This is a genomic window from Helicobacter pylori SA37A (assembly GCF_000476015.1).
Lineage (GTDB): Bacteria > Campylobacterota > Campylobacteria > Campylobacterales > Helicobacteraceae > Helicobacter > Helicobacter pylori_DB.
In genome coordinates this window covers 38416-61138 of the sequence record NZ_CBOO010000003.1, presented here as the reverse complement: position 1 = coordinate 61138, position 22723 = coordinate 38416, and the positions used below count along the sequence as shown (strand labels likewise).

24 protein-coding genes are annotated in these 22723 nt (G+C 38.7%); 1 reads left to right on the top strand and 23 read right to left on the bottom strand.

The window, feature by feature from the left end:
- Positions 1-15 precede the first annotated feature (15 nt).
- From QT76_RS02345 to QT76_RS02315, 7 genes are read right to left on the bottom strand one after another with little or no spacing between them, the layout of a single operon-like run.
- The gene (locus QT76_RS02345; protein WP_033616438.1) at positions 16-489 is read right to left on the bottom strand and encodes a DUF4149 domain-containing protein; all 474 of its coding nucleotides are present in this window, start codon (positions 487-489) and stop codon (positions 16-18) included.
- A gap of 12 nt (positions 490-501) precedes the next feature.
- Complete coding sequence (bioV, locus tag QT76_RS02340) at positions 502-1020, bottom strand: pimelyl-ACP methyl ester esterase BioV (RefSeq protein WP_033616437.1); 519 nt, start codon at positions 1018-1020, stop codon at positions 502-504.
- Positions 1021-1022: 2 nt separating this feature from the next.
- On the bottom strand, positions 1023-2675 hold the full coding sequence (locus QT76_RS02335; protein ID WP_033616436.1) for an AAA family ATPase: 1653 nt from the start codon (positions 2673-2675) through the stop codon (positions 1023-1025).
- Positions 2662-3918: a tRNA (N(6)-L-threonylcarbamoyladenosine(37)-C(2))-methylthiotransferase MtaB gene (mtaB, locus tag QT76_RS02330; RefSeq protein ID WP_033616435.1), complete on the bottom strand. Its 1257-nt coding sequence runs from the start codon at positions 3916-3918 to the stop codon at positions 2662-2664. Before mtaB ends, QT76_RS02335 begins: the two co-directional genes overlap by 14 nt.
- On the bottom strand, positions 3915-5486 hold the full coding sequence (locus QT76_RS02325) for a mechanosensitive ion channel family protein (protein ID WP_033616434.1): 1572 nt from the start codon (positions 5484-5486) through the stop codon (positions 3915-3917). The genes mtaB and QT76_RS02325 overlap by 4 nt, the downstream gene beginning before the upstream one ends.
- Positions 5477-6508: a 3-dehydroquinate synthase gene (aroB, locus tag QT76_RS02320; RefSeq protein ID WP_033616433.1), complete on the bottom strand. Its 1032-nt coding sequence runs from the start codon at positions 6506-6508 to the stop codon at positions 5477-5479. Before aroB ends, QT76_RS02325 begins: the two co-directional genes overlap by 10 nt.
- A 4-nt stretch (positions 6509-6512) precedes the next feature.
- Positions 6513-7949 (bottom strand): COG3400 family protein, encoded by a 1437-nt coding sequence (locus QT76_RS02315; RefSeq protein WP_050578746.1) that lies wholly within the window; start codon positions 7947-7949, stop codon positions 6513-6515.
- A gap of 56 nt (positions 7950-8005) precedes the next feature.
- On the opposite strand from QT76_RS02315, the gene tgt reads away from it, so the two are divergent.
- Entirely contained in the window at positions 8006-9121 is a 1116-nt protein-coding gene (gene tgt / locus QT76_RS02310) for a tRNA guanosine(34) transglycosylase Tgt (protein ID WP_033616431.1), read from the top strand.
- A 99-nt stretch (positions 9122-9220) separates the two neighbouring features.
- Here tgt and QT76_RS02305 read toward each other — a convergent pair whose 3' ends face one another.
- From QT76_RS02305 to QT76_RS02230, 16 genes are read right to left on the bottom strand one after another with little or no spacing between them, the layout of a single operon-like run.
- Complete coding sequence (locus tag QT76_RS02305; RefSeq protein ID WP_033616430.1) at positions 9221-10207, bottom strand: lipid A biosynthesis lauroyl acyltransferase; 987 nt, start codon at positions 10205-10207, stop codon at positions 9221-9223.
- On the bottom strand, positions 10204-11214 hold the full coding sequence (gene waaC / locus QT76_RS02300; protein WP_033616429.1) for a lipopolysaccharide heptosyltransferase I: 1011 nt from the start codon (positions 11212-11214) through the stop codon (positions 10204-10206). Before waaC ends, QT76_RS02305 begins: the two co-directional genes overlap by 4 nt.
- Positions 11211-12665 carry a Ppx/GppA family phosphatase gene (locus tag QT76_RS02295; RefSeq protein ID WP_033616428.1) on the bottom strand — a complete coding sequence of 485 codons (1455 nt, stop codon included), beginning with the start codon at positions 12663-12665 and terminating at the stop codon, positions 11211-11213. The genes waaC and QT76_RS02295 overlap by 4 nt, the downstream gene beginning before the upstream one ends.
- 9 nt (positions 12666-12674) lie before the next feature.
- Positions 12675-12929, bottom strand: a complete 255-nt coding sequence (locus QT76_RS02290; RefSeq protein WP_000055463.1) for a YfhL family 4Fe-4S dicluster ferredoxin — start codon at positions 12927-12929, stop codon at positions 12675-12677.
- 56 nt (positions 12930-12985) lie between these two features.
- Positions 12986-13543 carry a beta/alpha barrel domain-containing protein gene (locus QT76_RS02285; protein ID WP_033616427.1) on the bottom strand — a complete coding sequence of 186 codons (558 nt, stop codon included), beginning with the start codon at positions 13541-13543 and terminating at the stop codon, positions 12986-12988.
- Complete coding sequence (locus QT76_RS02280; RefSeq protein WP_033616426.1) at positions 13531-14826, bottom strand: tetratricopeptide repeat protein; 1296 nt, start codon at positions 14824-14826, stop codon at positions 13531-13533. The genes QT76_RS02285 and QT76_RS02280 overlap by 13 nt, the downstream gene beginning before the upstream one ends.
- Before the next feature lie 35 nt (positions 14827-14861).
- Positions 14862-15260, bottom strand: a complete 399-nt coding sequence (locus QT76_RS02275; RefSeq protein WP_033616425.1) for a YkgJ family cysteine cluster protein — start codon at positions 15258-15260, stop codon at positions 14862-14864.
- Between the two features lie 15 nt (positions 15261-15275).
- A complete protein-coding gene (locus QT76_RS02270) occupies positions 15276-15815 on the bottom strand; it encodes a hypothetical protein (RefSeq protein ID WP_033616424.1) in 540 nt (179 codons plus the stop codon).
- The gene (locus tag QT76_RS02265; RefSeq protein WP_001212813.1) at positions 15812-16345 is read right to left on the bottom strand and encodes a hypothetical protein; all 534 of its coding nucleotides are present in this window, start codon (positions 16343-16345) and stop codon (positions 15812-15814) included. Before QT76_RS02265 ends, QT76_RS02270 begins: the two co-directional genes overlap by 4 nt.
- Positions 16335-17315, bottom strand: a complete 981-nt coding sequence (locus tag QT76_RS02260; protein ID WP_033616423.1) for a hypothetical protein — start codon at positions 17313-17315, stop codon at positions 16335-16337. Before QT76_RS02260 ends, QT76_RS02265 begins: the two co-directional genes overlap by 11 nt.
- A complete protein-coding gene (locus QT76_RS02255; RefSeq protein WP_025275647.1) occupies positions 17308-17961 on the bottom strand; it encodes a lysophospholipid acyltransferase family protein in 654 nt (217 codons plus the stop codon). The genes QT76_RS02260 and QT76_RS02255 overlap by 8 nt, the downstream gene beginning before the upstream one ends.
- Positions 17962-17999: 38 nt before the next feature.
- Complete coding sequence (gene miaB / locus QT76_RS02250) at positions 18000-19313, bottom strand: tRNA (N6-isopentenyl adenosine(37)-C2)-methylthiotransferase MiaB (protein ID WP_080242494.1); 1314 nt, start codon at positions 19311-19313, stop codon at positions 18000-18002.
- Between the two features lie 9 nt (positions 19314-19322).
- Positions 19323-19565 carry a nuclease gene (locus QT76_RS02245; RefSeq protein ID WP_000780044.1) on the bottom strand — a complete coding sequence of 81 codons (243 nt, stop codon included), beginning with the start codon at positions 19563-19565 and terminating at the stop codon, positions 19323-19325.
- Positions 19566-19625: 60 nt separating this feature from the next.
- A complete protein-coding gene (mqnF, locus tag QT76_RS02240; protein WP_033616422.1) occupies positions 19626-20852 on the bottom strand; it encodes an aminofutalosine deaminase family hydrolase in 1227 nt (408 codons plus the stop codon).
- Complete coding sequence (locus QT76_RS02235; RefSeq protein ID WP_033616421.1) at positions 20840-21973, bottom strand: amidohydrolase family protein; 1134 nt, start codon at positions 21971-21973, stop codon at positions 20840-20842. The genes mqnF and QT76_RS02235 overlap by 13 nt, the downstream gene beginning before the upstream one ends.
- 9 nt (positions 21974-21982) lie before the next feature.
- Complete coding sequence (locus QT76_RS02230; protein WP_033616420.1) at positions 21983-22702, bottom strand: cytochrome c biogenesis protein CcdA; 720 nt, start codon at positions 22700-22702, stop codon at positions 21983-21985.
- Positions 22703-22723 lie beyond the last annotated feature (21 nt).

Genomic DNA, 22723 nt, shown 5'->3' with positions numbered 1-22723 from the left:
AACTCTCCCCTTTAATCAAGCCGAGTTTTTGCTAAACAAGCGCCAAAAAAACAAAGCACACACCAGCACGAACAATTCCTTAAACAGCCATTCGCTTTGAGCGTGCGAGCGGGCAAATTCAGCGCTTTGAAGCGCAACTTCGCCTATTTTTTGAGCGTTTAAAATATAAGGCGTGTAATAAAAAACAAAGAGCAAGCACAACGCCCCTATCGCCACGCCAAGGATCAAATACACTAACGATCTTTTATAATAAATAAACGAAACGATTTCATAAAGTAACACTATAAACCCCATCGCGCCCAAAAGATAATTGAAACGCACAAAGATTTGCGCCATGAGTTTCCCGCTCTCAAAGGGAGTTAGATTCAATTCGGGTAAAATGCTTGAAGCTTTGAAAACAATGGGTGCGACTATCGCTCCTAGAATGATCAAAGAGCCGCCCAAAATACCTAAAAGAAGCAAATACACCCCTAAACCAAATTTTTTCATCTTCCACCTTTTTTAAGATTTTTGCAACAAATGGTTACAATCCTTAAACTGCCACACTTGAACTAAAGGCATAAAAAATTCTAAAAGGGCTTGAATGTCAGTGATCCTATCTTTTAAACCGATAAACACTTCAATCTTCACGCCTTTTTCTAATAAAAATCTAATTATAGAACCATTATACTTATAATCCAATAAAAATTCTAATTCTTCTAAAGAACCCTCTTTTTTAAAACGCTCCAATTGAGCGCTCAAGCCCACTGCTTGATAAAAGTTATCCATGTAATTTTGCGGATCTTTTTGAAACGAAGAAAGTTGCAAGCGTTTGAACGCCAAACTCTTATGCGCTAACATGCAAGGCGAAAACAATAACAAGGAATGGATGCGCCGTTGTTGTAAGGTTTCATTATAAGCGTATTCTATCGCCTTAATCGCCCCCATAGAAAAGCCTGACACATCATAAGCCCCTTTTAAAAGCCACTCTTCAAACAAAACGCTTTCATTAATAAACCCAAAACCACTAAAAAAACGCATTTTCATCCGTTCAACAAATCATAGAAGTTTGCATGCTCTAAACATTCTTGCTCTAATAATAAAACGCTCAATCGCTTGCAAGCCGCAATTTGCGGTTTTAAAAACTCCAATTGCTCTTCATAAAGAACGCTTAAAGACTCTTTTGTAGGGGTTAAAAGAAGCTCGCTAGCCATAAATTCATTCAAAAATTTCGCTTTTTGCAAGTCTTGTTTAGACAGGCTATAACGCTCCTTATAAAGCAACTCTAAAATAATCGTCCCGCTCAAATACACTTTAATGTAATTTTTTATCTCGCTCTCGCTATGGATTTTATTTTCATTAAAAGCGATAAATTCCCCTAATATTGGCGCTTTATCAAATTCAATTTCTAGCCAATACGCACTCAAAGCTTTCGCGCTTTGATACAAAGCGACTAATTCCTTTTGGTTTTCGTCTAAGGTTTGGGGCTTTTTCTTGCCGTAAGCGATCTTGTCTTTCACTTCTAAAATGTCGCTCTCAGTGATTTCGTTTCGTTGGTGTTTTAGGGCGTTTAGAGCGCTTTCATTGATTAAAGTCGCTAACATCGCCCCGCTAAAACCCACGCAAATTTTAGCGATCTTAAGATAATTGAGCGCGTGTTTTTTGTTTTCTAACAGCTTTTCTAAAATGCTCTGCCTTTCTAGTAAATCCGGTAAAGAAATGAAAATGCGCCGATCAAAGCGCTTGCTCCTTAATAGCGCTTCATCCATCACTTCCATTTGGTTAGTCGCTCCTATCACCACCACCTCATCGTTTTGTAAAAACCCATCCATTTCGGTTAAAAGCTGATTGAGCGTGGCCTCTCTTTCATCGCTTCGATGCCCTCCCCTAGCCTTACCCAAAGCGTCAATTTCATCAATGAAAATAATAGAGGGGGCATGCTTTTTAGCATGCATGAAAAGTTCATGCACTTTTTTAGCCCCAGCCCCCACATAAATTTGAGAAAACGCGCTCCCGCTTTCATAAAAAAACGGCACTCTAGCTTCACTCGCTAACGCTTTAGCGATCATCGTTTTCCCCACTCCAGGAGGCCCGATTAAAAGCACCCCTTTAGGGAGGAAAATCCCTAAATCCTGGTATTTTTTAGGGTTTTTTAAATAATCTATCACTTCTAATAATTCTTCTTTGACTTCATCCACCCCTGCAATGTCTTCAAAACGCACCCCTAGCGCATCGTATCGCTGGAATGCATTTTCTAATTCGTTTTTAGTCGCGCTCTCCAAACTCATTTTAGTATCCAATCGTTTGGGCAAGCGCCAAAAGATCCCAAAAAGCATGCTAGAAATGAAAAAAAGCAACGCTAAATTCATTTTAGAAACCTTGCTTAAATTTTCTCGTTTTTCTATGGGCATGCTTTCTGGGATTTTATAGGCTCTTAAAAAGGCTTCTTTGTTGGTTTTATAAAGACCCTTGTTAGCATAAAAATAATTTTCATCTTCAATTAAAGTTTGTTTGGGGTGAGATTGGATCACATAAAAAAAGTCCTTACCCGATATGAGCCTAGAAACATCGCTCAAAACTAAAAAAAGAAGCAAGCAAAAAGTAAGGATCAAAAACCCTAACGCCAAAACAAGCGAGCGGTTTTTGATGCGTTTAAAGGGAGCGGTGAGGTTTTCTAAAAATTTAGAAAACGGCATGATTTTCCCTCTCCTTAATTTCATACTCTTTGATTTCTAAAAAACTAGCCCTTAAAGGCTTATCGCTTTTGATTTTAATGGGGTTGAAAAATTGATCTAAGGCTTTAAATTCGCCATCTTTTTGCACTTCCACTAAAGCTTTTAGGGGCGTGTTGAGCTTGAGTTGCAATTGCCTGAACGCCTTATTTTTATGAAAAATCAAATCTTTAATCGCATTCAAACGCTTTTTGGAATCTTCCAAACTCACGCTATCAGTCATCAAGCTAGAGGGGGTGTCTTTTCGTTTGCTATAAATAAAGGGGTGGATGTGCGTTAAAGGCAAGCTTTCTAAATTTTTAAACGCTTTTTCAAAAACGCTTCCGCTCTCGCCCGGATGCCCCACAATAAAATCCGTGCCAATAGCAAAATTCTTAGAAGCGATTACCTCTAATAATTCCCTATCGCTTTTAGTGCGGTTTCTTCGGTTCATTCTCTCTAGCATGAAATCATGGCTGTGCTGTAAAGCGATATGCAAATGTTTTTCTAAAAAATCCTCTTCTAAAAGCTCTAAAAATTCATCGTTGATTTGATTAGGTTCTAAGCTCCCAATCCTTATGCGTTTTAATCCAGCAATCTGGCTTAATTTTTTAATCAATCGTGCGATATTGCTTCCTCTATCCTTCCCATAGCTCCCCACATTGGTGCCGGTTAAAACCACTTCTTGAACCCCTTTAGAGCATAAAAGACCCACTTGCTCTAAAATTTTCCTCTCTTCAAAACTCCTAGCCCTCCCTCTCACGCTTGGGATAATGCAATAATTGCAATCAAAATCACAGCCCTCTTGGATCTTGATAAACGCCCTAGTCTTACCCACAAACTCGCTCACCATCGTGGTGTCTAAGTGCTTGTTTTCTAAATTGTCATCTATAAAAAAACGCTTTTTTTCTTGTAAAAGCGCGTTAATCTTTTCTTTATTATCATGCCCAAAAACGCCCTTTAAAAACCCTTTTTCAAAAAGCTCTTTGCCTTGGGTTTTCACCCCACAGCCGGTAAATAGCACTTCCTTATCCAATCGCGCCATTTTTTTAGCGTAACTCCTTACCGCGCTATCGGCCCCATTGGTCACGGTGCAAGAATTGATCACAATAATATCGGCTTCTTGTTCTTCTAAGGTCGCGCTAAAATCCTTTAAATTCTCGCCCATCACTTGCGTGTCAAAAAGATTCGTCCTGCACCCAAAAGTTTTGAAATAGACTTTTTTCATTTTTGTTCCCTTTTATTCCCAAAACCATCGCCTAAAAAATCAGCATCCACTTTAAGCAGCTTGCTGGTCGTATAAGCGATATGGATATTTTCTTCTTTCAAAAAGGCTTCAACAATTTCAGCCACAATCTTGCTCCTTAAAGACATGGTCGCATACGAATTGGTTTGATACCACACCGAGATTTTTATCCCATTACTTTCAGGCATCAAAAAGCATCGAGGCTTCACACTCAAACTCCTTAAAGAATACCGATCGCGCATTTTATTGAGCTGTTTATAGGTAATATCCGTGTATTCTTTAGACAATTCTGTAGCGATATTGAGCGCAATTTTAGAAGCTTTTTTAAAATCAGAATCAAATGTAACGCAAAAATCCACGCCATCCCAAACCGTTTTCATCCCAAAATGGCTGTAATTAGCAAACATGGTGGTGAAAATATAATTATTAGGCACAAAGATAATTCGGCCCGCTCTCCTGTTGTTCGTGTAAGTGGTGAAAGTTACATCTTCTAAAATCGTAATGTGCAACATAGAAATATCCAACACATCGCCAATAAAAATATCAGTCCCCTTAGCGATACGCACCCTATCGCCCACATGCACGCTCCCTCCGATCAAAATAATAAACCACCCAAGCAAGCTCATGAACAAATCTTTCATCGCAATCGCTAAGCCCGCGCTCGCAAAGCCTAAAACCGTGACCAAGTAAGTAACATTTTCTAAATAAGAAAAAAGAAAGATTAAAATGATCACGCTCACATTCACAAAGTTAATGGCTTTATTCACGGTATAGACGCGCTCGTTATTTTCAATGTATTTACTGGAAATGATTTTTAAAATCCACGCAAACACCACGCTCAAAAGGGCGGCTAAAAACACATAAACCAATTTAAAAAGCTGGTTTTTAACTTGAGATTTAACAATGCTTATGGCTTCATCGCTGTCTTTTTGAAAGATCCCAATCGTGGTTTTTAAAATGTTTTGAGCCCCTTGCAATTCTAAGCGTTTGGCTTGAGTTTGATAAATTTCATCGCTTAGTTTCGCGCTTTTATCTAAGGCGTGCCACTCATTTAAAAGCTGGTGTTTTTGATCTAAAAGCTTTAAAACTTCTTCTAAAGCAGTCTGGTTATTTTTAAGACTTTCATGCTTTAAACGCATGCTTTTAATGAAAGAAATGCCATCAATGATCGCAATAGGGTTAGCGATATTAGGGATATTGGGGATATTGGGGCGCTCTATCAAGTCCTTAAAAGGATTGACCCCATAGCTTTCAAACATTTTTTGTTGGGACTCTAAAGCCTTTAGGGTATGCTCTAAGGTGCTAATCTTTAATAGATCCCTGTTTTTTTTAGCTTTCAAACGCCTTAATTCCTGTCTCACGCTCTCTTTTTCAGTATAAATCTGATTGTAGATCTTGTAGTTTTCAAATTTTTTCAACCACACATTATCGTCTTTGGCGAGTTTTTTATCCACCAAAGCCATTTGTTTTTGTATGGACAATAGCTCTTGGCTTTTATCTTCTGCTTGTAAAAACAAAAAACAAAAGAATAATAATACCCTTAATGCCATTTTTCTAACACCTTTAAAATCGTTTCTTTAGGGATATGAGAGGCAACCTCAAACGCTCCAACGCCTTTAGGCAGAATGAATTTGATTGTCTTATTTTCGCTTTTTTTGTCTAAAAACAAGCGTTCGTAAAATTTTTGAAGATCAATGATTTGGTAATGGAATATCAAATCAAATTTTTTCAATAAATTTTCTATGCGTTCGTATTCTTTTAAAGTGAGCATGCCTAAAGAAAGGGCTAAATCATTAGCCATGCGCATGCCAATAGCGATCGCTTCGCCATGCAAAAATCGCTCATAATCAGTCTCTTTTTCTATCGCATGCCCAAAGGTATGCCCATAATTCAACCCAGCCCTAATATTTTGCTCTTTTTCATCTTGCACAACGACTTGAGCTTTGATATTGACGCTTTGAAAGATTACTTCTTCTAAACAATCTTTTAAATCCTTTGTTTCTAATATTCCCACTAAATTCTTATCAAAACACACCGCCATTTTAATGATTTCAGCCACCCCTGCTTGAAATTCCCTTTTTTCAAGGGTTTTTAAAAAAGCTAGATCCATATAAACCGCTTTAGGCTGGTGGAACGATCCGATTAAATTCTTGCCATAAGGCGTATTGATCCCTGTTTTCCCCCCCACGCTCGCATCCACTTGAGCGAGTAAAGTCGTAGGGATATTAATAAAATCAATCCCCCTAAAATAAATACTGCTCGCAAACCCCACCATATCGCTTATCACTCCCCCACCAAGGGCTATCATTAAAGAATGGCGGTTTAATTGCATTTCAAAGGCGCTGTTTAAGATGCGCTCTAATGAATGAAAATTCTTGTATTTTTCCCCGGACTCTATCACGCACACTCTGACTTCTAAGGCTTTCAAGCGCTCTAATAAATACGATAAATGCAACCCGGCCACGACGCTATCGCTAATGATGAGGGCTTTTTGTTTCAATCTTATTTCAGGCAGTTCCCCCAAAAACACTTTATAGCTTTTTTCTTTTAAAGGGATTACAATTTCTTGCATTCTTTCACTCCGCTACAGGGATAAAAATTTGAGGGTTATCGTCGTTTAAAAACGCTAATTTTTCCACTTTAGTGGATAAAAACCACCAAAAGCGCGTGTGCGTGATGCACTCTTCAAAAGGCATGAAATGCAAAATGGGATTTCTTAAAGAATTGAGATACATGATAGGATTTCTAATATCGGTTTGGAAAATCTCAATCTTGCGGTTAAAGGTGTTGGCTAAATTTTCATAATGATTGACAATCTCGTTTTTATAGCGCTTGTTAGGGTCAAAATCATAGAGCAACAAGCCCAAATCCATTTGCATAGACACATCAAAGATCACTGAAGACATGTCCTCATTGATATCCAAGCTTTCATTCAATACCACCACGCTTTGAGAGGTTTTAGACAAGCCGGAAGTGTTGGTTTTATAAACCGGGGTGGCTGTTTTATACAAGGCTCTTCGGTGTTTTTTGAAGAAAAAAAGCTCTCTGCCTACCACGATTAGGCCCATTTTTTTGAGATTGTCTTCATGGAGTTTTTGGATAAAACTTTTCCCGTAAAAATCAAAATTCACTTCAATGCTTTCGGTTTCTAACGCTAAAAATTTATGGTAAAACTTAGGGCTAGTGGGGTGTAAAACCTGAATGTAGAGCTTGTAGCTCTTTAAATGCTTGTGCAAAAACAAGGCTTGATACACATCGCGCATCATCGCTTTTCGGCTTTGTAAGCGCATATCAATGTATAAATAAATGCTCTTACCAAAGGGGGCTGGGAACTGCCCCACATTGCTTTTGACTTGATGATACACCGCGTTTAAAATTTCAGGATTACCCGCCACTAAGAGAATGTCTCGTGGTTGGATGACTAAAGACTTAGTGGAGAGCAACAAAACATCGTTGCGATAAAGCCCTACAATCCTGTATTCTTTTTGCCTGATAGAGCCAATGTGTCTGTAAGCAAAAATACTCCCAAAAGGCACATCAATCTCCATGATCTCGCCCTTGCCTAACCCAAACTCTCTAGGGGTGCTAGGGATATTGGGCAAACGAGAAATGAATTTATTGGCTAAAACTTCAAATTCATCAATCAAAATAAGCTTTTCATCTTTATTTTCTTCATTATTTTCTAAGGTTTTTTCACCATCTTTTTTCACGCTCAAAACCACGCGCATGCGTTTGAAATGGGTTTGAATGATTTTATGAATGATGCGCTGTTCTTTAAAATCTTGTATGATTAAAAACGCATCGCTCACCTCATCGTTTAACACTTGCAAAAGCCTGAAACTAGAAGTCGCATCAAAACAATGAAAAGCGAAAGTGCTCGGGTAGTTTTTAGGGATAAGGCTCTCATCTTTGACAACCACTATATAAAAATTATGATTAGAATAATGCCTTAGCACCAAGTCTAAAAAATTTTTTGCTACAATGCCATCTAAAATAAGGGCGATTTTTTTCAATTCCAAACTTCCTAAAAAATGATTACGCCATTATATCCAAGATTAAGGCTTAAACGATGGATTTTCAACTCCAAGCGACTGACAAACACGCGCGAGCTGGCGTTTTAAATTTAGCCCATTCTCAAGTGGCAACGCCTGTTTTTATGCCAGTAGGCACGCAAGGCTGCATCAAATCTTTAGACGCTACAGATGCACAAGAAATTTTAGGCGCTAAACTCATTTTAGCCAACACCTACCACATGTATTTAAGACCGGGCGAGAAAGTCGTTGAGCAATTAGGCGGCTTGCATCGTTTCGCTCAATTTCATGGGAGTTTTTTAACGGATAGTGGGGGGTTTCAAGCCTTCAGTTTGAGCGATAATGTCAAATTGCAAGAAGATGGGATCGTTTTTAAATCCCATATTGATGGGAGCAAACATTTCTTCACGCCCGCTAAAGTTTTGGACATTCAATATTCTTTAAATAGCGATATTATGATGGTTTTAGACGATTTAGTGGGCTTGCCCGCTCCCTTAAAACGCCTTGAAGAATCCATTAAAAGAAGCGCTAAATGGGCGAATCTCAGCCTAGAATACCACAAAGAAAAAAACCGCCCCAACAACAACCTTTTTGCCATTATCCAAGGTGGGACGCATTTGAAAATGCGTAGTCTTAGCGTGGAATTAACGCATAAAGGTTTTGATGGCTACGCTATAGGCGGTTTAGCGGTGGGGGAAAGTGTAGATGAAATGCTAGAAACCATCGCGCACACCACCCCCTTGCTCCCCAAAGACAAGCCTCGCTACTTAATGGGCGTAGGCACGCCTGAAAATATCCTAGACGCTATCAGTTTGGGGGTGGATATGTTTGATTGCGTGATGCCCACCAGAAACGCCAGAAACGCCACCCTTTTCACGCATTCTGGCAAAATTTCTATCAAAAACGCGCCCTATAAATTGGATGATACCCCTATTGAAGAAAATTGCGCTTGTTATGCTTGCAAACGCTACTCTAAAGCCTATTTGCACCATCTCTTTAGGGCTAAAGAACTCACTTACGCTCGTTTAGCCAGCTTGCACAATTTGCATTTTTATTTAGAGCTGGTTAAAAACGCTAGAAACGCTATTTTAGAAAAGCGGTTTTTGAGTTTTAAAAAAGAGTTTTTGGAGAAATATCACTCTTGTTCGCATTGAATGATGGAATGCAAAAATACTAAAAAGCGTTTTTTACCATCAATAAAAGTTTTCTTAAAAATAAGGCTTTAGTTTTTAATTTTTGATTAAAACAAAACCCTATCTTTGATAAATTTCAGGGTGGGTGCTTTTAAAACGCCTGTGGAACCAAAAATAACTTTCCGGGTGGTTTCTAATCACCTCTTCGCACAAACTCGCTTGGGCTTGCGTGCATTCTAAAATATCGTTCTCAGCGTTATCGGTGATTTTAGAGCGGATACTTTCGTAATAGGTCGCTGTGTAATGCGAATAATCGTCATTAAAATCAATGAATACCGGCTGGATGTCTATATTGTAACGGCGCGATAAAATAGAAGCGATCGTGGTGTGCGTAGCGTCTTTATCAAAGAATTTCACCACCACCCCATCTTTAGGCACGACATTTTGATCCACTAAAATCCCCACAAGGCCATTGCCTTGATTATACATTTTAATGAGTTCTTTCATCGCTCCCACTTTATTGACAAAACGCACCCCAAACGCTTCTCGCCTACTCATAATCATGTGATTGATGGGGGCGAATTTAGTCAAACGCCCCAAGCACCCCCTACCATAATCCTTATAATATTGCGCTAAAGTCGTGCCTACCGCTTCCCAATAGCCAAAATGCATGCATAAAGTGATCGCTTGGCCTTCCTTGTTTAAAGACTTCCACACATTTTCTTCATTGATGAGCGTGAAACGAGCGTCGTATTCATCTTTAGGGATAAAGATCACTCTAATGGTTTCTAAAATAATGAAAGCAAAATTTTCATAACCCTTTTTAATGATCCTTTTTTTCTCTTCTTCGCTTTTAGAATCCCCAAACACAAAATCCAAATTGGCTTTAGCGTCAAAATAACGACGCCTATCAAAGGTTCTCATCAGCCACGCCACAGCCTTAATGCACCTTAAAAACCACGAATGGGGCATTTTAGCTAAAACAAACCCCAAAATATTCACTAAAGATTCCACGATAAAAATGCTCAAAATGCGCAGTTCTGTTTTAAAACCCTTATCGTCTTTGTTTAATATTTTTTCGTGTATGAGTCGTTCTTTATAAGTCATTCTTTTTCCTTTAAAATGTTTAAAACGCATTCTTTAATTTTTTTAGGCTCTATGTTTTGGATAGAAAAATCCTTTTTATGGTAGTTGGCGTTTGAATTACCGGTGAGCGAAACATTGATCGGGCTTTCTAATTTAAAACGCTCCATGGGCGTGTTGCCATAAAGGGTGATGCTGGGTTTTTGCAACGCCCATGCTAAATGCGTGATACCCGTATCACCCCCAATAATCAAATCCATTTTAAAAAGCAACGCCTTAACCTCGTTTAAAGTGAGTTTGGGGAGCAATAACACATCGCGTTGGTGTTTTAAAGCGTGATAAAGCGTAGTGGCCTTATCTTCATCAGCATGCCATAACAAGCAAATTTGAAAATTTTCTAACGCTAACGCCAGCTCTTTAAAACGCTCTGTGGGGTAAGTTTTATTGATTTTAGAAGTTTCTAAAACAAAAAGGATTTTTGGTTTATTCTCATTCAAATTTAACGCATTGATTTTTGGAGAAGGCTGGTAAGAAAACGCTTTAGCCCTAGAGCTTAAACCCTGTGAAATTTCTTTTTTGGGCAAGTTTAGGGCTTGAGAAAGGAGCGTGAAATTGCGCTTTAAAATAGGCTCATCATAAGCGATAGAAACTTTTTGCGAGTAAAAAAACGCGCTCAAACCCTCCCTAGCCGAAGCGTAATCAAAGCCGACTTTTTTAGGGGCTTTTAACATTTGAGTGATGAGGGCGGATTTGACTAGGCCTTGCATGTCAATGATTATATCGTATTCATAAGCCCTTAAAGATTTAAAAAGTTTGAAAATCTTCAAAGGGTTAAAGGTTGTAAGCGTGCTTTTTAAAGCGATGGGGTGTAATTTATCAATATAGGGGGAATGCTCTAAAATCGCACTAAATCTTTCATCCACGAACCATTCTATTTGAGCGTTAGGCAGACGCTCTTTGATAGCCGCCAAAAACACCGCACTCACGATAATATCCCCAAGCGCTGAAAGCCTGACGATCGCTATTTTCAAGCAAACTCTATCGTCAAAGGAATGGGCTTAACGAGTTTGGGGAGCATTTCTTTAGCCAAGTAAAGCGCATTATTAGAATGGATCACAAGCTTGTTTTTTTCTAGCGTGTATTTTAAATGATGGCTGTCTGTCAGGCACAAATTTTCGGCCAAAGAAAGGATAAAACTCAGCCATTGTAAGGTTAAAAGGCTTGGCATCATCGCGCTCATGTGGGCGATAGCGTTGTCTTTAGGGATTTTTTTATGGCTGAATTGCGCTAATAAGCAAATGATCGCCCTATCCTGGTGGCTAAAGCCATAACTCAAAGCGTTTAAAATGAAATACGCACTGTGCTTGTGGGCTAAATAGACGCTTAAAATCTTACCCATGCTCGCTAATTCCCCCGCAATCTTTAAATGGAAAAGGTATTTTTCATCTATTTTATGCAAAGGCGATAAGGCTTCAAACAATTTCACGCATTCTTTTTTGACCTTTTGGCTGTGCTTTTCATGGGGTAAAAAGCGATCTTTTAAAGAGATGAGAGAGGGGTTGATATTGGGGGGGAATTTATGGTAATGGTTTCGTAATAAATCGCTCAAAAACACGCCTTCTCTCACTCCCACCCCGCTAGTGATCATCAAGGAAGTTTTTAAATGCTCCAAAACGACTGATAGAATCAACGCCCCGCTCCTGATGCTATCCAAACGCTCTTCATTCACCCCTAAAAGCCGTAATTGATCTTCTTTAAGCATGACGATTTTTTCAATGAACGCTAAATTTTTATGCGCATCTATTTCATAACCATGCAAAGAATCAATAGGGTAATCAAAGCGTTTCATGAGTATCTTACTCAAGGCTCTGATCGTCCCCCCCACCCCAAAGGCGTTTTTATGCTTAAAGGGCAGTTTAGAGACTTCTTTTTGGATAAAGGCTTTAGCCAATTTGACCTCTAAGTCCTTGTCTAAAAACATTTCTTTAATGCGAATTGTCCCAACATCAAGCGAAATGAGATCCTTAATCTTGCCTTTTTCAATCAACGCGCACTCGGTGCTACCCCCTCCAATATCTATCGTGATCCCTGAATTTTTATGCAACAAATTCGCGCACGCAATCCCGCCATAGAGCGCTTCTTTTTGCCCATCAATGATTTTGATTTGCAAACCGCAAGCCTTTTTCACCCTCGCTACAAACTCCAGTCTGTTAGGGGCATCGCGCACCGCTGAGGTCGCCACGCACAAGATTTTTTTACTTTTGTATTTGAGGGCGATTTCTTTAAATTCGCTCAAGGCTTTAACGGCTCTTTGCATGGGGATTTCTTGTAAAACCCCTTTAAACGCATAACAACCCTCTGAAATCCTAACCTTAGACTTAGTCTCAAAAAGCAAGTAAAACCCAAACTGGCTCGTCTTTTTAAAGACAGCCAAACGCACTGAATTAGAGCCTATATCAATCACGGTTGTGATTTTAGCCATTGCTAGCCTTTAATCTTGCTCTTTTAAGCTTTCATATTTGTATTTCAGTTCCTCTTTGCTCTCTGCGTTGTTAGGATCCGGCAAAATCGCATCTACAGGGCATACGCTCACGCAACGAGGCTCATCATCATCATACCCATAACACTCTGTGCATCTGTCTGGATCAATATTATAAATAGGATCGCCCTCTTCAATCGCCTCACTAGGGCATTCTTCTCTGCAAGCATCGCACGCAATGCATTCATCATTCACCAATAATGACATGACTAACTCCTTTTAAAAAGTTTGAATACGATTTTTACTCTAAATTAGCTTAAAATTCAATCTAAAAAGACTATTTTTTTTTGATTATAAGAATGGGGGCTAATTTCTAGCACGCCTAAAACCCCTAAATCTTTTAAATGGGTGTAGTCTTGTTTGTGGGTTTCTACAAACACGCCTAAGCCCAAACGCCAAGCGAATTCTACCATGCCTTTTAGATCTTCTTTCAAAAGCTCTTCATCTAAAATGACCCCATCAGAGCCTTGAACAAGCGATTCTAAAAGCTGGTAGTGGCTGATGAAAAGATCCTGATGGATAATCAAAGAACTCGCATGGCGGCGCAATAACCCTAAAACTTCTAAATCAAACACGCTTGGCGCGCCTATTTCGTATAATCCTTTGAAATTGACAATGACGCAATCGGTGTGGGTGTTTTCTTTCAAAAGCTTTTCTAAAACCTCATCAGGGGTTACAAAAACACAATCTTTAATTTGAGGAATGATTCTAGGCAAGTAAGGGTTATACGACAGGCTTTTACCTAACATTTCATAAGAAAGCATGCCCTCTTTTAAGGCTAAGCTTTTTTGTAAATTTTCTAAAATCCCTATTTCTTGCATTCTTGAATGACTTTATTATGCTCTTTCAATTCAGGTTCGGCTTGGATAACATCTTTAGCGATGCTAGAAAAAATTTTTTTAGCCTCCAAACAATTCCCTAATTTGTAATAACCCCATGCTAAAGAATCCAAATAAAGCACTGATCCAGAATCCAACGCTAAGGCTTTCCTCACAAAATCCATGCCCCTTTTAATATCCATGTCATAATCTATCAAGGAATACCCTAAGAAATTATAGAAGAAAGCGTCTTGCGCGTCTTCTTTGTCTTTAGTTTTAGCAAGCCATGCTTGGCGCTCTTTGGTGGCTTGCTCTAATTTTTGAATAATGGGCAACATCTCTTCTTTGGTGAGCTTTTTCTTATTCGCGCTCAAGCTTTCATAATGATAAATGGCCTCTAAGCCTAAAAATTTAGGGTCTTTTCTTTCTTGATAGATTAAAGAAGCCTGTTTGGAAGCTTGAGCGAATTTTTTTTGCGCGGTGTATAAGTCTAGCAATAAGCGCCTGTCAAAGGGGAATAATTCTGCGATTTTCTGGGCCTTATCAAACTCTTTTAACAAGATCAATACCCCTATGTAAAATTGGGCGTTTTGAACAATAGGGTTTTTTTCATACAAACGAGCGAAAGTCGTTTTAGCCAAATCAAGCTCATTAAATTGCGTGAAAGTGTTGAGCGCTTTTTGGCACAATTGCTCTGAGCAACCATACCTGTCTATATGAGATTGCAACAAATCCAAGCCCTCTTTTTTGCGGTTTTGCAAAAAATAGATCGTAATGAGTTTTTCTAGGCTGTCTTCATCATGCACTTGGTTATAAAACTTATTCAACAACGGGAAAGCCTTATCCAAACGCTTTTGAGTCAAATACAAAGTCCCTAACACATTATCTGTGGCTATGGTCTTTTCTTCTTTACGGATTTTGTGTAATAGTTCAATCGCCTTATCAATCTGCCCCATTTGCACATAGCCATCCACTAAAATCTTATTGATAGAAACATCATTACGATTATTGGTGATTTTTTGATAGAGCATAGCTAAATGCATAGCGGTTTTAATATCCCCTAAACTCGCCGCTGAAATGGCCGCTTCTTTAGCATACACCACCTTATTGGTTTGCTTGTAAAGATTCATATAGCCTTTTTGAGCGGCGGCAAAATCCCCTCTATGGAAAGCGTCTGAACTCAACAGGATTTGATGATCTTCTGAAAGGGTTTCAGCCTTAAGGCAAGAAAACAGACTAAAAAGCAATATATTTGCTAAAAATCTTTTCTTTGTTTGAATATTCATTATTTTATTTCCTTTTTGTGTCACTATAATGAATTTTAGTGCACTTTAGTTTCTTTGGTTTTTTGTGTAATGCCCGGACAGCTTTTGCAAAAAGCTTCCTTTCGCTCTTTAGAGAAAGTTTTCACGCTCTCCCAAAAAGGAAAAGTTTGGCATTGTTTAGGGTGCACGCTATAAATCTGGCATTTTTTTGTCTCCAAATCCAAAAACACGCACGCCAAACCCAACTCTTTAGCGTCTTTTTCTAATAAAGAAAACTTATACCCTACCTTTTTAACGTATTTTTGACTGAATTCTTCTAATTCTAATTTTAAAAAAGCGCTAATTTTTTGCATTTCTTGGATATTTAAAAAAATATACCCGCTTTCCCCCACGCAACACTTTGCCCCACAACCCTCGCATGCCTTAGGATTAAAACTGAAATCAAAATCTTGCATTAAACTACCCCTATCCTATTGGAGATCAATACTCACGCTAAATTGCACCAACAACCCTTCATCATCTTTAGAAATTTTTAAGGGCAATTGGCTTTGAGCGCTCGGTAAATATTTGTTGATTAGGGTGAAAAAAAGATAGGTCTTTTCCAATTCGCTCGCTCTGGCCATGATAAAAAATTGGGTTTTTTGAAGGGGGTTTTGAGAGAGTAAGGGTTTGATTTTATAAGCATCAAAACATTTTTTTAAGATCTTTTCTAAGATCCGCCTGGACTCTTCATCATTAAAAATCTTTAATAAGGATTCGCTGGTTTCTTTTTGATTGCGATAGTTTGTTAGGGCTGTTTCAAAATGCCTTTGCGCGTATTCTAAAACGCTTTTTTTACGATTTTCTTCTAAAAGGATTTTTTTTAATTCCAGCATGTTAGGCCATAGAAAATACTCGGTATTGAGCCAACCAAATAAGGAAAAAATCCCCAAAAAAACAAGGTTTTTAATGATAAAACCCACATCGCCTGATTGCTCTCTGTCTAAGTGTGAAAAATGCAATGGTTTCATTTAATAGACTCCGGATTTTTTATCAGTAAGGAATTGGAAAAGTTAGTGGAGACAAAATTAAACCACCCATCACTTAAAGGGAAAAATTCCGCCCTAGAATAATCAAACATGGGGTTTAGTTTGTTTTGAAACAAAAAATAAAAAGCTTCTTTAGAAGGGGTTTTACCACTAACCACCACGCTTTGCTGGTCTATTTCAATGCTATTAATAGTGATGGAATCCGGCACAATATTCAAAAGCCCTTGCAAAACATCTCGTATATCATCGTTATAATTCAAACGCTTTTTGGCTTCTTTAATGAGTTTTAAGGTTTCATCAGTCTTAACCTGCAAGCGGCTGATTTCATGGCGGTAGAGCCTTTCTTGGATCGTCAAACTGGACGCATTGTCTTGAGTGCTTTTAATGGCGTTGTGCATAAACCACACTAACCCCCCTATCACCACAAAAGATAAAAAAATGTAAAAAACCCAAATTTTAGAAAGCTTGCTGATAAGGTATTTCGCTCTTGGCTCAATATAACTAAAACGCATGCTTTTCATTCTCCATGCGCGCTAAAATGTTCAAGCGCTCCACTAAAGAAAAATCAAGCCTATCCACTTCTATCATCAAAGTTTCTTGCAAATGCATTAACGCTTTGTGGTGGATTTGACAGCTGTCTAAAACAACCACTTTTTCTACAAAGTCTATCTCTCTAGAATGATAGACGCTGCGCAATCCCTCTTGCAAGGCGTTTGCAATCAAAGGGATATTTGTCATGCCTTCAATCAAACTATAAGCGTCCTTATTTTTTTCACTATTATCCTTACTGCTATCTAGGCCTATCGCTTCTTCAAGGCTGTCAATATCTTCTTGGATTTCACTCAAAAACAAATTCACAGTCTCATTATCCATTCCCATAGAATCTTCTTCTTTGCTCTCTATAAACTCTTCAGGTTGTTCCTCTAAAAACACGGATTTGGCTAAAAAAATCTCTTTTTTATCCGCAATCAAAAAATAAAATCTTGAACGCTCCAAAAGCAAATACAACAACGGCTTATTTTCTAAATGATCGCGCACAAAATCATAAATAAGGCTAAAAGGCGAAAACAAAAAATCCACATCCTGGATTTTAAAACGCTTGAAATCCTTTAAAAAATCCTTAGATTCCACATAAACGCAATACTTTTGATTGACTTCACAAGCATGATAATCTTGATTTTCTTGTTTGATTTGTTCAAACGCCTGCTTTTCGCATAAAACCTCTTTAGCTTTACTCATCGCGCTAAAATAGGTGTAGGGGTATTTTTGGCTATAAGTTCTGGCGATTTTTAAGGCTTGAATGGGGACTTCACCATTTTTAGTCTCCACTTTAGTCTCAAAAGTTTTAAAAAATTTCTCTTTAATGCGATCGTTTTTGATCCTTATGACTTGAGTGGATAAAAGATTATGATCCACATTAAAAGAGATATACACTTGAGAGCAAAACCTCTCCTTAAACGCTTTTTTTAACCCCTTAAGCACCCAAACCCCTTTGAGGTTCTTCAAACCCAACAGAATCCATGCGCGTCTTTAAATATTCTTTAGCCCTTGAAAGTTCCCATTCTTTAGGGATGATTACAGATTCTAGCATGTAATAATGCACTTCGCTAAAAGGCTTAGGGATTTCAAATTGATCCCAAGTGTTCAACCGCCATGCGTTTTTACAAACCACCCGACAAGCGCTAATCCCCACGCCTGATTTTTGAGCTAAAGCGATCACCCCATCCGCTATGCTGTGTCGTGGGCCTTTAGGGCCATCAGGAGTGATAGCGACATCGCAACCTTCTTTCAATCGTTTAAGCCCCTCTATCAAAACCTTAACCCCCCCTTTTTTGCTAGAGCCTCTAATGTTTTTAAAACCAAAGCTTTCAAACAAACCCGCCGCAATAGAGCCGTCAAAATGCTGGCTTGCGATCACATAAACAGAAGGTTTTTCAAGCCTTAAATACGCAAACCCGATCATGCCAAGCTCCCCATGCCAACAGCTTACAATAAAGGGTTTTTCTTTTAAATTTTGAGCTAAAAAATAGCGGTTTTTACAAGTTTTATGCAACAACCAAAGGACTCCAAACGCCAAACGAGGGACAACCTTTAAAACGATATTTTTCCTGAAAAATTTTAAGCTCAATTCTCGCCTTTAAACCCGCTCTTCATTGGTTATTTTGATTAGTTGCCTTTGATGGCCGCTATCAAGCGCCCTTTGGAATGAGAAACAATCTCCACTTTTACAAGCTCGCCCGGGTTTCTTTTTTCTTTACAAGTTACTTCAATGAATTTCCCCGTATCGCTACGCCCTTCAAAACCCACGATTTGATTATCCATTTCACGCCTGTTTTCCACCAACACCACATGTGTTTTACCCACTTCTAGCTTGGCTTTTTCTTCTAAAATTTCTTTGTGCCTGTTTTGCAACCTCTCTAACCTTGAAGATGAAACCTCTAATGGCACTCTTTCTTTCCAAGCTCCCGCTTCAGTGAAAGGGCGTGGGGAGTAAATAAAACTATAGAGCGTGTCAAAGCGCACTTTTTCTAGCACCTCCATCGTGTCTTCAAAATCCTTATCGCTCTCATTAGGGAAGCCCACGATAATATCCGTGCTAATGCCCACTTCAGGCACTAAAGCTTTTAACCTCTCCACCCGATTTAAAAACCACTCTTTACTATAACCCCTTCGCATCATCTTTAACACCGCACTAGATCCACTCTGTAAGGGCATGTGGATACTCTTGCACACTTTAGGGTTTTTGGCAAAGCGCTCTAAAAATGCATCATTCATGTGCAAGGGGTGAGGCGAAGTGAATCGTATCCTTTCAATGCCTGGAATTTCGCTCAATTTATCCAACAAATCGCTAAAATTAACTTTCGCATGCTCGCTGCTAAAACGCACGCCATAATTATTCACATTCTGCCCTAAAAGCATGAGCTCTTTAGTGCCGTTATTCGCCAATTTCTCAGCTTCTTTTAAAATCAAATCCATAGGGATAGAAATTTCTTTCCCCCTAGTGTGCGGGACAATGCAATAAGCGCATTTCTTATCGCAACCTATAGAGATGTTTAGTAACGATCGGATTTGAGCCTTTTTTTCAAAAAATTCAAACGCATACGCGCTTTCGTCATAATCAATCGCCACTTCAACCGCTTTTTCTTTATGGATCACTTGAGAGATTTTAGACACATTCCTAGCCCCTAACACAAAGCTCACGCTCGGGGCTTTTTTCAAAATATCCGCTCCCATGTGGCTTGCAGTGCACCCGCAAACCCCGATTTTGGCGTTGGGTTTTTTGATTTTAGCGAATTGCCCGATCTCTGAAAACAATTTCCGTTCAGGCTTTTCGCGCACGCTACAAGTGTTGATTAAAATCAAATCCGCTGTTTTAGGGTCGCTAGTCTCTTTGTAATCTAGCTTGGATAGTTCGCTTAGTAAATGCTCGCTATCCCTAGAATTCATCGCACAACCCATCGTTTCAATATAAACTTTCAATACAAGCCTTTAAATAATGTGCAATTCATAAAGAAAATCTTTTTCATCAGTGCTGACCCTCACCTCATCTAAATAAGCCGTATGGCCTTTTTCTTTGAAAAAATCCACCGCTTTGAGCATGTCTTTGTGGGCGTTTGTGGGGGCAAAATAGAAAATAGAACGCTTGTCTTCACTGAATTTGTGGTACAAATCCTCTAACTCCACGCTCTTAGCGTCTGATTTTCTCGTATTCTTGGCTAAAACTAATTTCATTGACTCTTTCCTTAATTGATTTGGATTTCCCATTTTAACGCATTCTGTCTTTAAAACAAATTAGATCACCCTTTTCCCCCCTAAAAACAAGCGTTCCACTTCTTTGGCATGCAATAAAAATTGCAAAATCGCTTGCTCTTTAATGAATTTTTCATTGAAATCAAACACGCTCAAATCCGCCCTCTTATTGGCTTCTATCTCGCCATTATTCAAAGCTAAAGCTTTAGCCCCATGCCTAGTCGCCCCTAAAAGAGCTATTTTAGCTAATTCTAATAACGGCATGTTATGGGAAAGCAAAAACGCTCTTAATTCGTCTAAAAGGCTCAAAGAAACGTTAGAGCTCAAGCCATCAGTGGCGACGCTCACGCTCAAATTTGCCTCTCTAACCCTTTCTAAATCCAAAGCTTTCCCGCTTAATAAGCGGTTAGAAAAAGGGCATGTGATTAAAAAAGCGTTTTTGACTTGAGACTTGATCCTTTTTAATACTTCTAAAGAAGCGAACTGGTTATGCACAAACAAAGTGTGCGTGTCTTCAAACATGTCAATGTAATCATTCGCGCCTTTATAGAGCGACTTGAAATTAGACTCTTTCAAAAAATGCTGGTAAAAATTCTCAAACCACCCTTTAGAACTTTCCACCCATTCTAGTTCTTCAAACGATTCTAAAAAATGCGTAGAAAGCAAGCTTTGTGAATCTTTGGCCAATTGGATAACGCTTAAAGCCATGTCTTTTTGAACCGAATAAGGGGCATGCACAGCGAGAGCGGCTTTGAGTTTTGCATCTTCTAAATCTTTTAAATCCTTAAATTTTTTCTCAAACGCTTTCAATTTTTCTAAAGAATAACTGCTCCCCAAAAACTCCAAAAACACGACAGCGTTCAAAGGGCTTTCTTTCAACAAATTCACTTCTATCAAGTGGTTAGAAATCGCTCCCACGCTCCCTACCCCGCTTTTTAATTGTGCAACGATGGCGTTTTGGATAGCCCCTTGGCAATTTTCTAAAATCGCCCCTCCATTGTTTAACACGCTCCCTAACCAGCCAGAAAAACTCCCGTAATCAAAACTCGCCTTGTTGTTGGAAAATTCAAAATGGGTGTGTGCGTTGATAAAAGCGGGCAAAAGAACGGAGTTTTCAAAAAACTGCGCTTTTAAGTGGGGGTATTTGAGCGTTAAGCTTTGATAATCGCCCGCTTCAACAATCTTTTCATCAAAGACTACCCCATAATCTTCTAACACTTCGCATTTTTCATTGCACAAAAAAACTAAAGACGCTCCTAAAATTTGCATGCACTCTCCTTAATAAATGTGGTTTGCCCTTTTAAGATCATTCTTTGAACTTCGCCATATAATTCCAAACCATAAAAGGGCGAATTTTTATTGCTCACCCTTATTTTAGCGTTTAGATCCACGATCATGAGGTTGGCTAATTGATTTTCTTTCACCTCGCCTGCATTGAGTTTTAAAAACTGCGCTTGATTAGACGCCATAACTTTAATGAGCTGTTGCAAATCAATAACCTTTTTTTGAACTAAAAAAGTGTAAGCCACGCTAAAAGCGTCCTCTATGCTCTCACACCCAAAAGCGCTTTCTTCAAAAAGCTGTGCGTTAGAATTTTTAGAAACATGAAGGCTTGTGAGCATGGAAATTTCGTTATTTTTTAGGGCGTCTTTTAGGGCGTTTTGATCTTTTTTGTCCCTTAAAGGAGGGGCGATTTTAAACCTGGGATCATAATCTTCATACACGCTTTCATCTAGCGCTAAATGGCTTAAAGGCGCTTGGGCTTGCAATTTCGCCCCTAAATCATTAAAGGCTTTGATGAGTTTGAGCGTGGTAATGCTATTCACCTTATCTAAAAGCATAGGGATTTGTAACGCTCTAGAAACTTCCATGAAACGCACTAATTGCGTGTTTTCAAACGCATTTTCTACAAAATTTTGCCCCAATTCATAGGCTAATTCCCCGCTATTTAGGGCTTCAAAAGAATTTTTTAAAGAGATTAAAAGGGGCAAGTTGTAAGATTTTGCATAATGGCTGATGAGCTCTAAAAAAGCATCAGACTCTATAATTAAAATTTCCCCCCCTTCTTTTTTAAGCGTAGCGATGTCGGCTAGCTGGTTGTTTTTGAGCGCTGTGATGTTTTTAATACCGCTTTGATCGCAATTAAAAATATTGAGTAACCCTACCCCCCCTTTAAAAGCCTTTTGCTTTAAATTTTCATAGCCCTCCAAGCAAGTAACGCTCAAATCTATAAAACTTGGCAACACGAATAATTTTTTACATTCAACCACTTCTTCGCTGCCGCTAGGGCTTAAGTTTTCTTTAATCTCTATAATGAGGGAATCTTTTAAGCGAATATCCGCTCTTTTTAAAACTTCATCATCATAAAACGAAGCGTTTTTTAACAGCACCAAACCCTCCTATTTTTGCAAGAAATTCGTCAGGCTTTCTAAAGAATTTGTCATAATCAGTATTCCCATTAAAATAAGCACCAACCCTGAAACAATTTCAATCGCGCGGTTGTATTTCTTTAAGGATTTTAAAAACAAAAGCGCTCTTTCTAGCATTAAAGCCACCAATAAAAAAGGGATCGCCAAGCCCATTACAAACACCACCATAAGCATTAAGCCATAAGCGTCCTTACTCGCGCTCATGATCACTATAGAAGTGAATATCGGCCCGATGCATGGCGTCCAGCCTAAAGCGAAACTCATGCCCAAAAGAAAGGGGTAAAAGCGCTGCATGCTATTAGATTTGCTCGCCAAACAAACGCTTTGAGTTTTATACAAAAATGAAAAACGAAACACGCCTAAAAAATGCAAACCAAAAAGGATCACAATCCCCCCAGCGATATAATTCACCCAAGCAAACGAAAAGCTATGGATAAGCTTGGCCATAGACATGCCCACGCCCAAAAACACGAGCGAAAACCCCACCACAAACATCAAGGATTTTAAAAAAACCGAAACCCTTTTAGCCTTACCATCTTTAATATCCTCTAAAGAAATTTGAGAAATATAAGACATATACGCTGGGATCAAAGGCAACACGCAAGGGCTTAAAAAAGTTAAAATCCCAGCTAAAAGCGAAGTTAAAAGAGGTGCTGTCTCAAATAAATTGACAAGCGTGTTATCAAACATCATCCAATCCTTTTTTAAAAA

Bases quoted from the DNA above. Each gene is read 5' to 3' on its own strand.
- QT76_RS02345 (WP_033616438.1), bottom strand. From the start codon at position 489: ATGAAAAAATTTGGTTTAGGGGTGTATTTGCTTCTTTTAGGTATTTTG.
- bioV (WP_033616437.1), bottom strand. From the start codon at position 1,020: ATGCGTTTTTTTAGTGGTTTTGGGTTTATTAATGAAAGCGTTTTGTTT.
- QT76_RS02335 (WP_033616436.1), bottom strand. From the start codon at position 2,675: ATGCCGTTTTCTAAATTTTTAGAAAACCTCACCGCTCCCTTTAAACGC.
- mtaB (WP_033616435.1), bottom strand. From the start codon at position 3,918: ATGAAAAAAGTCTATTTCAAAACTTTTGGGTGCAGGACGAATCTTTTT.
- QT76_RS02325 (WP_033616434.1), bottom strand. From the start codon at position 5,486: ATGGCATTAAGGGTATTATTATTCTTTTGTTTTTTGTTTTTACAAGCA.
- aroB (WP_033616433.1), bottom strand. From the start codon at position 6,508: ATGCAAGAAATTGTAATCCCTTTAAAAGAAAAAAGCTATAAAGTGTTT.
- tgt (WP_033616431.1), top strand. From the start codon at position 8,006: ATGGATTTTCAACTCCAAGCGACTGACAAACACGCGCGAGCTGGCGTT.
- QT76_RS02305 (WP_033616430.1), bottom strand. From the start codon at position 10,207: ATGACTTATAAAGAACGACTCATACACGAAAAAATATTAAACAAAGAC.
- QT76_RS02295 (WP_033616428.1), bottom strand. From the start codon at position 12,665: ATGGCTAAAATCACAACCGTGATTGATATAGGCTCTAATTCAGTGCGT.
- QT76_RS02290 (WP_000055463.1), bottom strand. From the start codon at position 12,929: ATGTCATTATTGGTGAATGATGAATGCATTGCGTGCGATGCTTGCAGA.
- QT76_RS02285 (WP_033616427.1), bottom strand. From the start codon at position 13,543: ATGCAAGAAATAGGGATTTTAGAAAATTTACAAAAAAGCTTAGCCTTA.
- QT76_RS02280 (WP_033616426.1), bottom strand. From the start codon at position 14,826: ATGAATATTCAAACAAAGAAAAGATTTTTAGCAAATATATTGCTTTTT.
- QT76_RS02275 (WP_033616425.1), bottom strand. From the start codon at position 15,260: ATGCAAGATTTTGATTTCAGTTTTAATCCTAAGGCATGCGAGGGTTGT.
- QT76_RS02270 (WP_033616424.1), bottom strand. From the start codon at position 15,815: ATGAAACCATTGCATTTTTCACACTTAGACAGAGAGCAATCAGGCGAT.
- QT76_RS02265 (WP_001212813.1), bottom strand. From the start codon at position 16,345: ATGCGTTTTAGTTATATTGAGCCAAGAGCGAAATACCTTATCAGCAAG.
- QT76_RS02245 (WP_000780044.1), bottom strand. From the start codon at position 19,565: ATGAAATTAGTTTTAGCCAAGAATACGAGAAAATCAGACGCTAAGAGC.
- mqnF (WP_033616422.1), bottom strand. From the start codon at position 20,852: ATGCAAATTTTAGGAGCGTCTTTAGTTTTTTTGTGCAATGAAAAATGC.
- QT76_RS02230 (WP_033616420.1), bottom strand. From the start codon at position 22,702: ATGTTTGATAACACGCTTGTCAATTTATTTGAGACAGCACCTCTTTTA.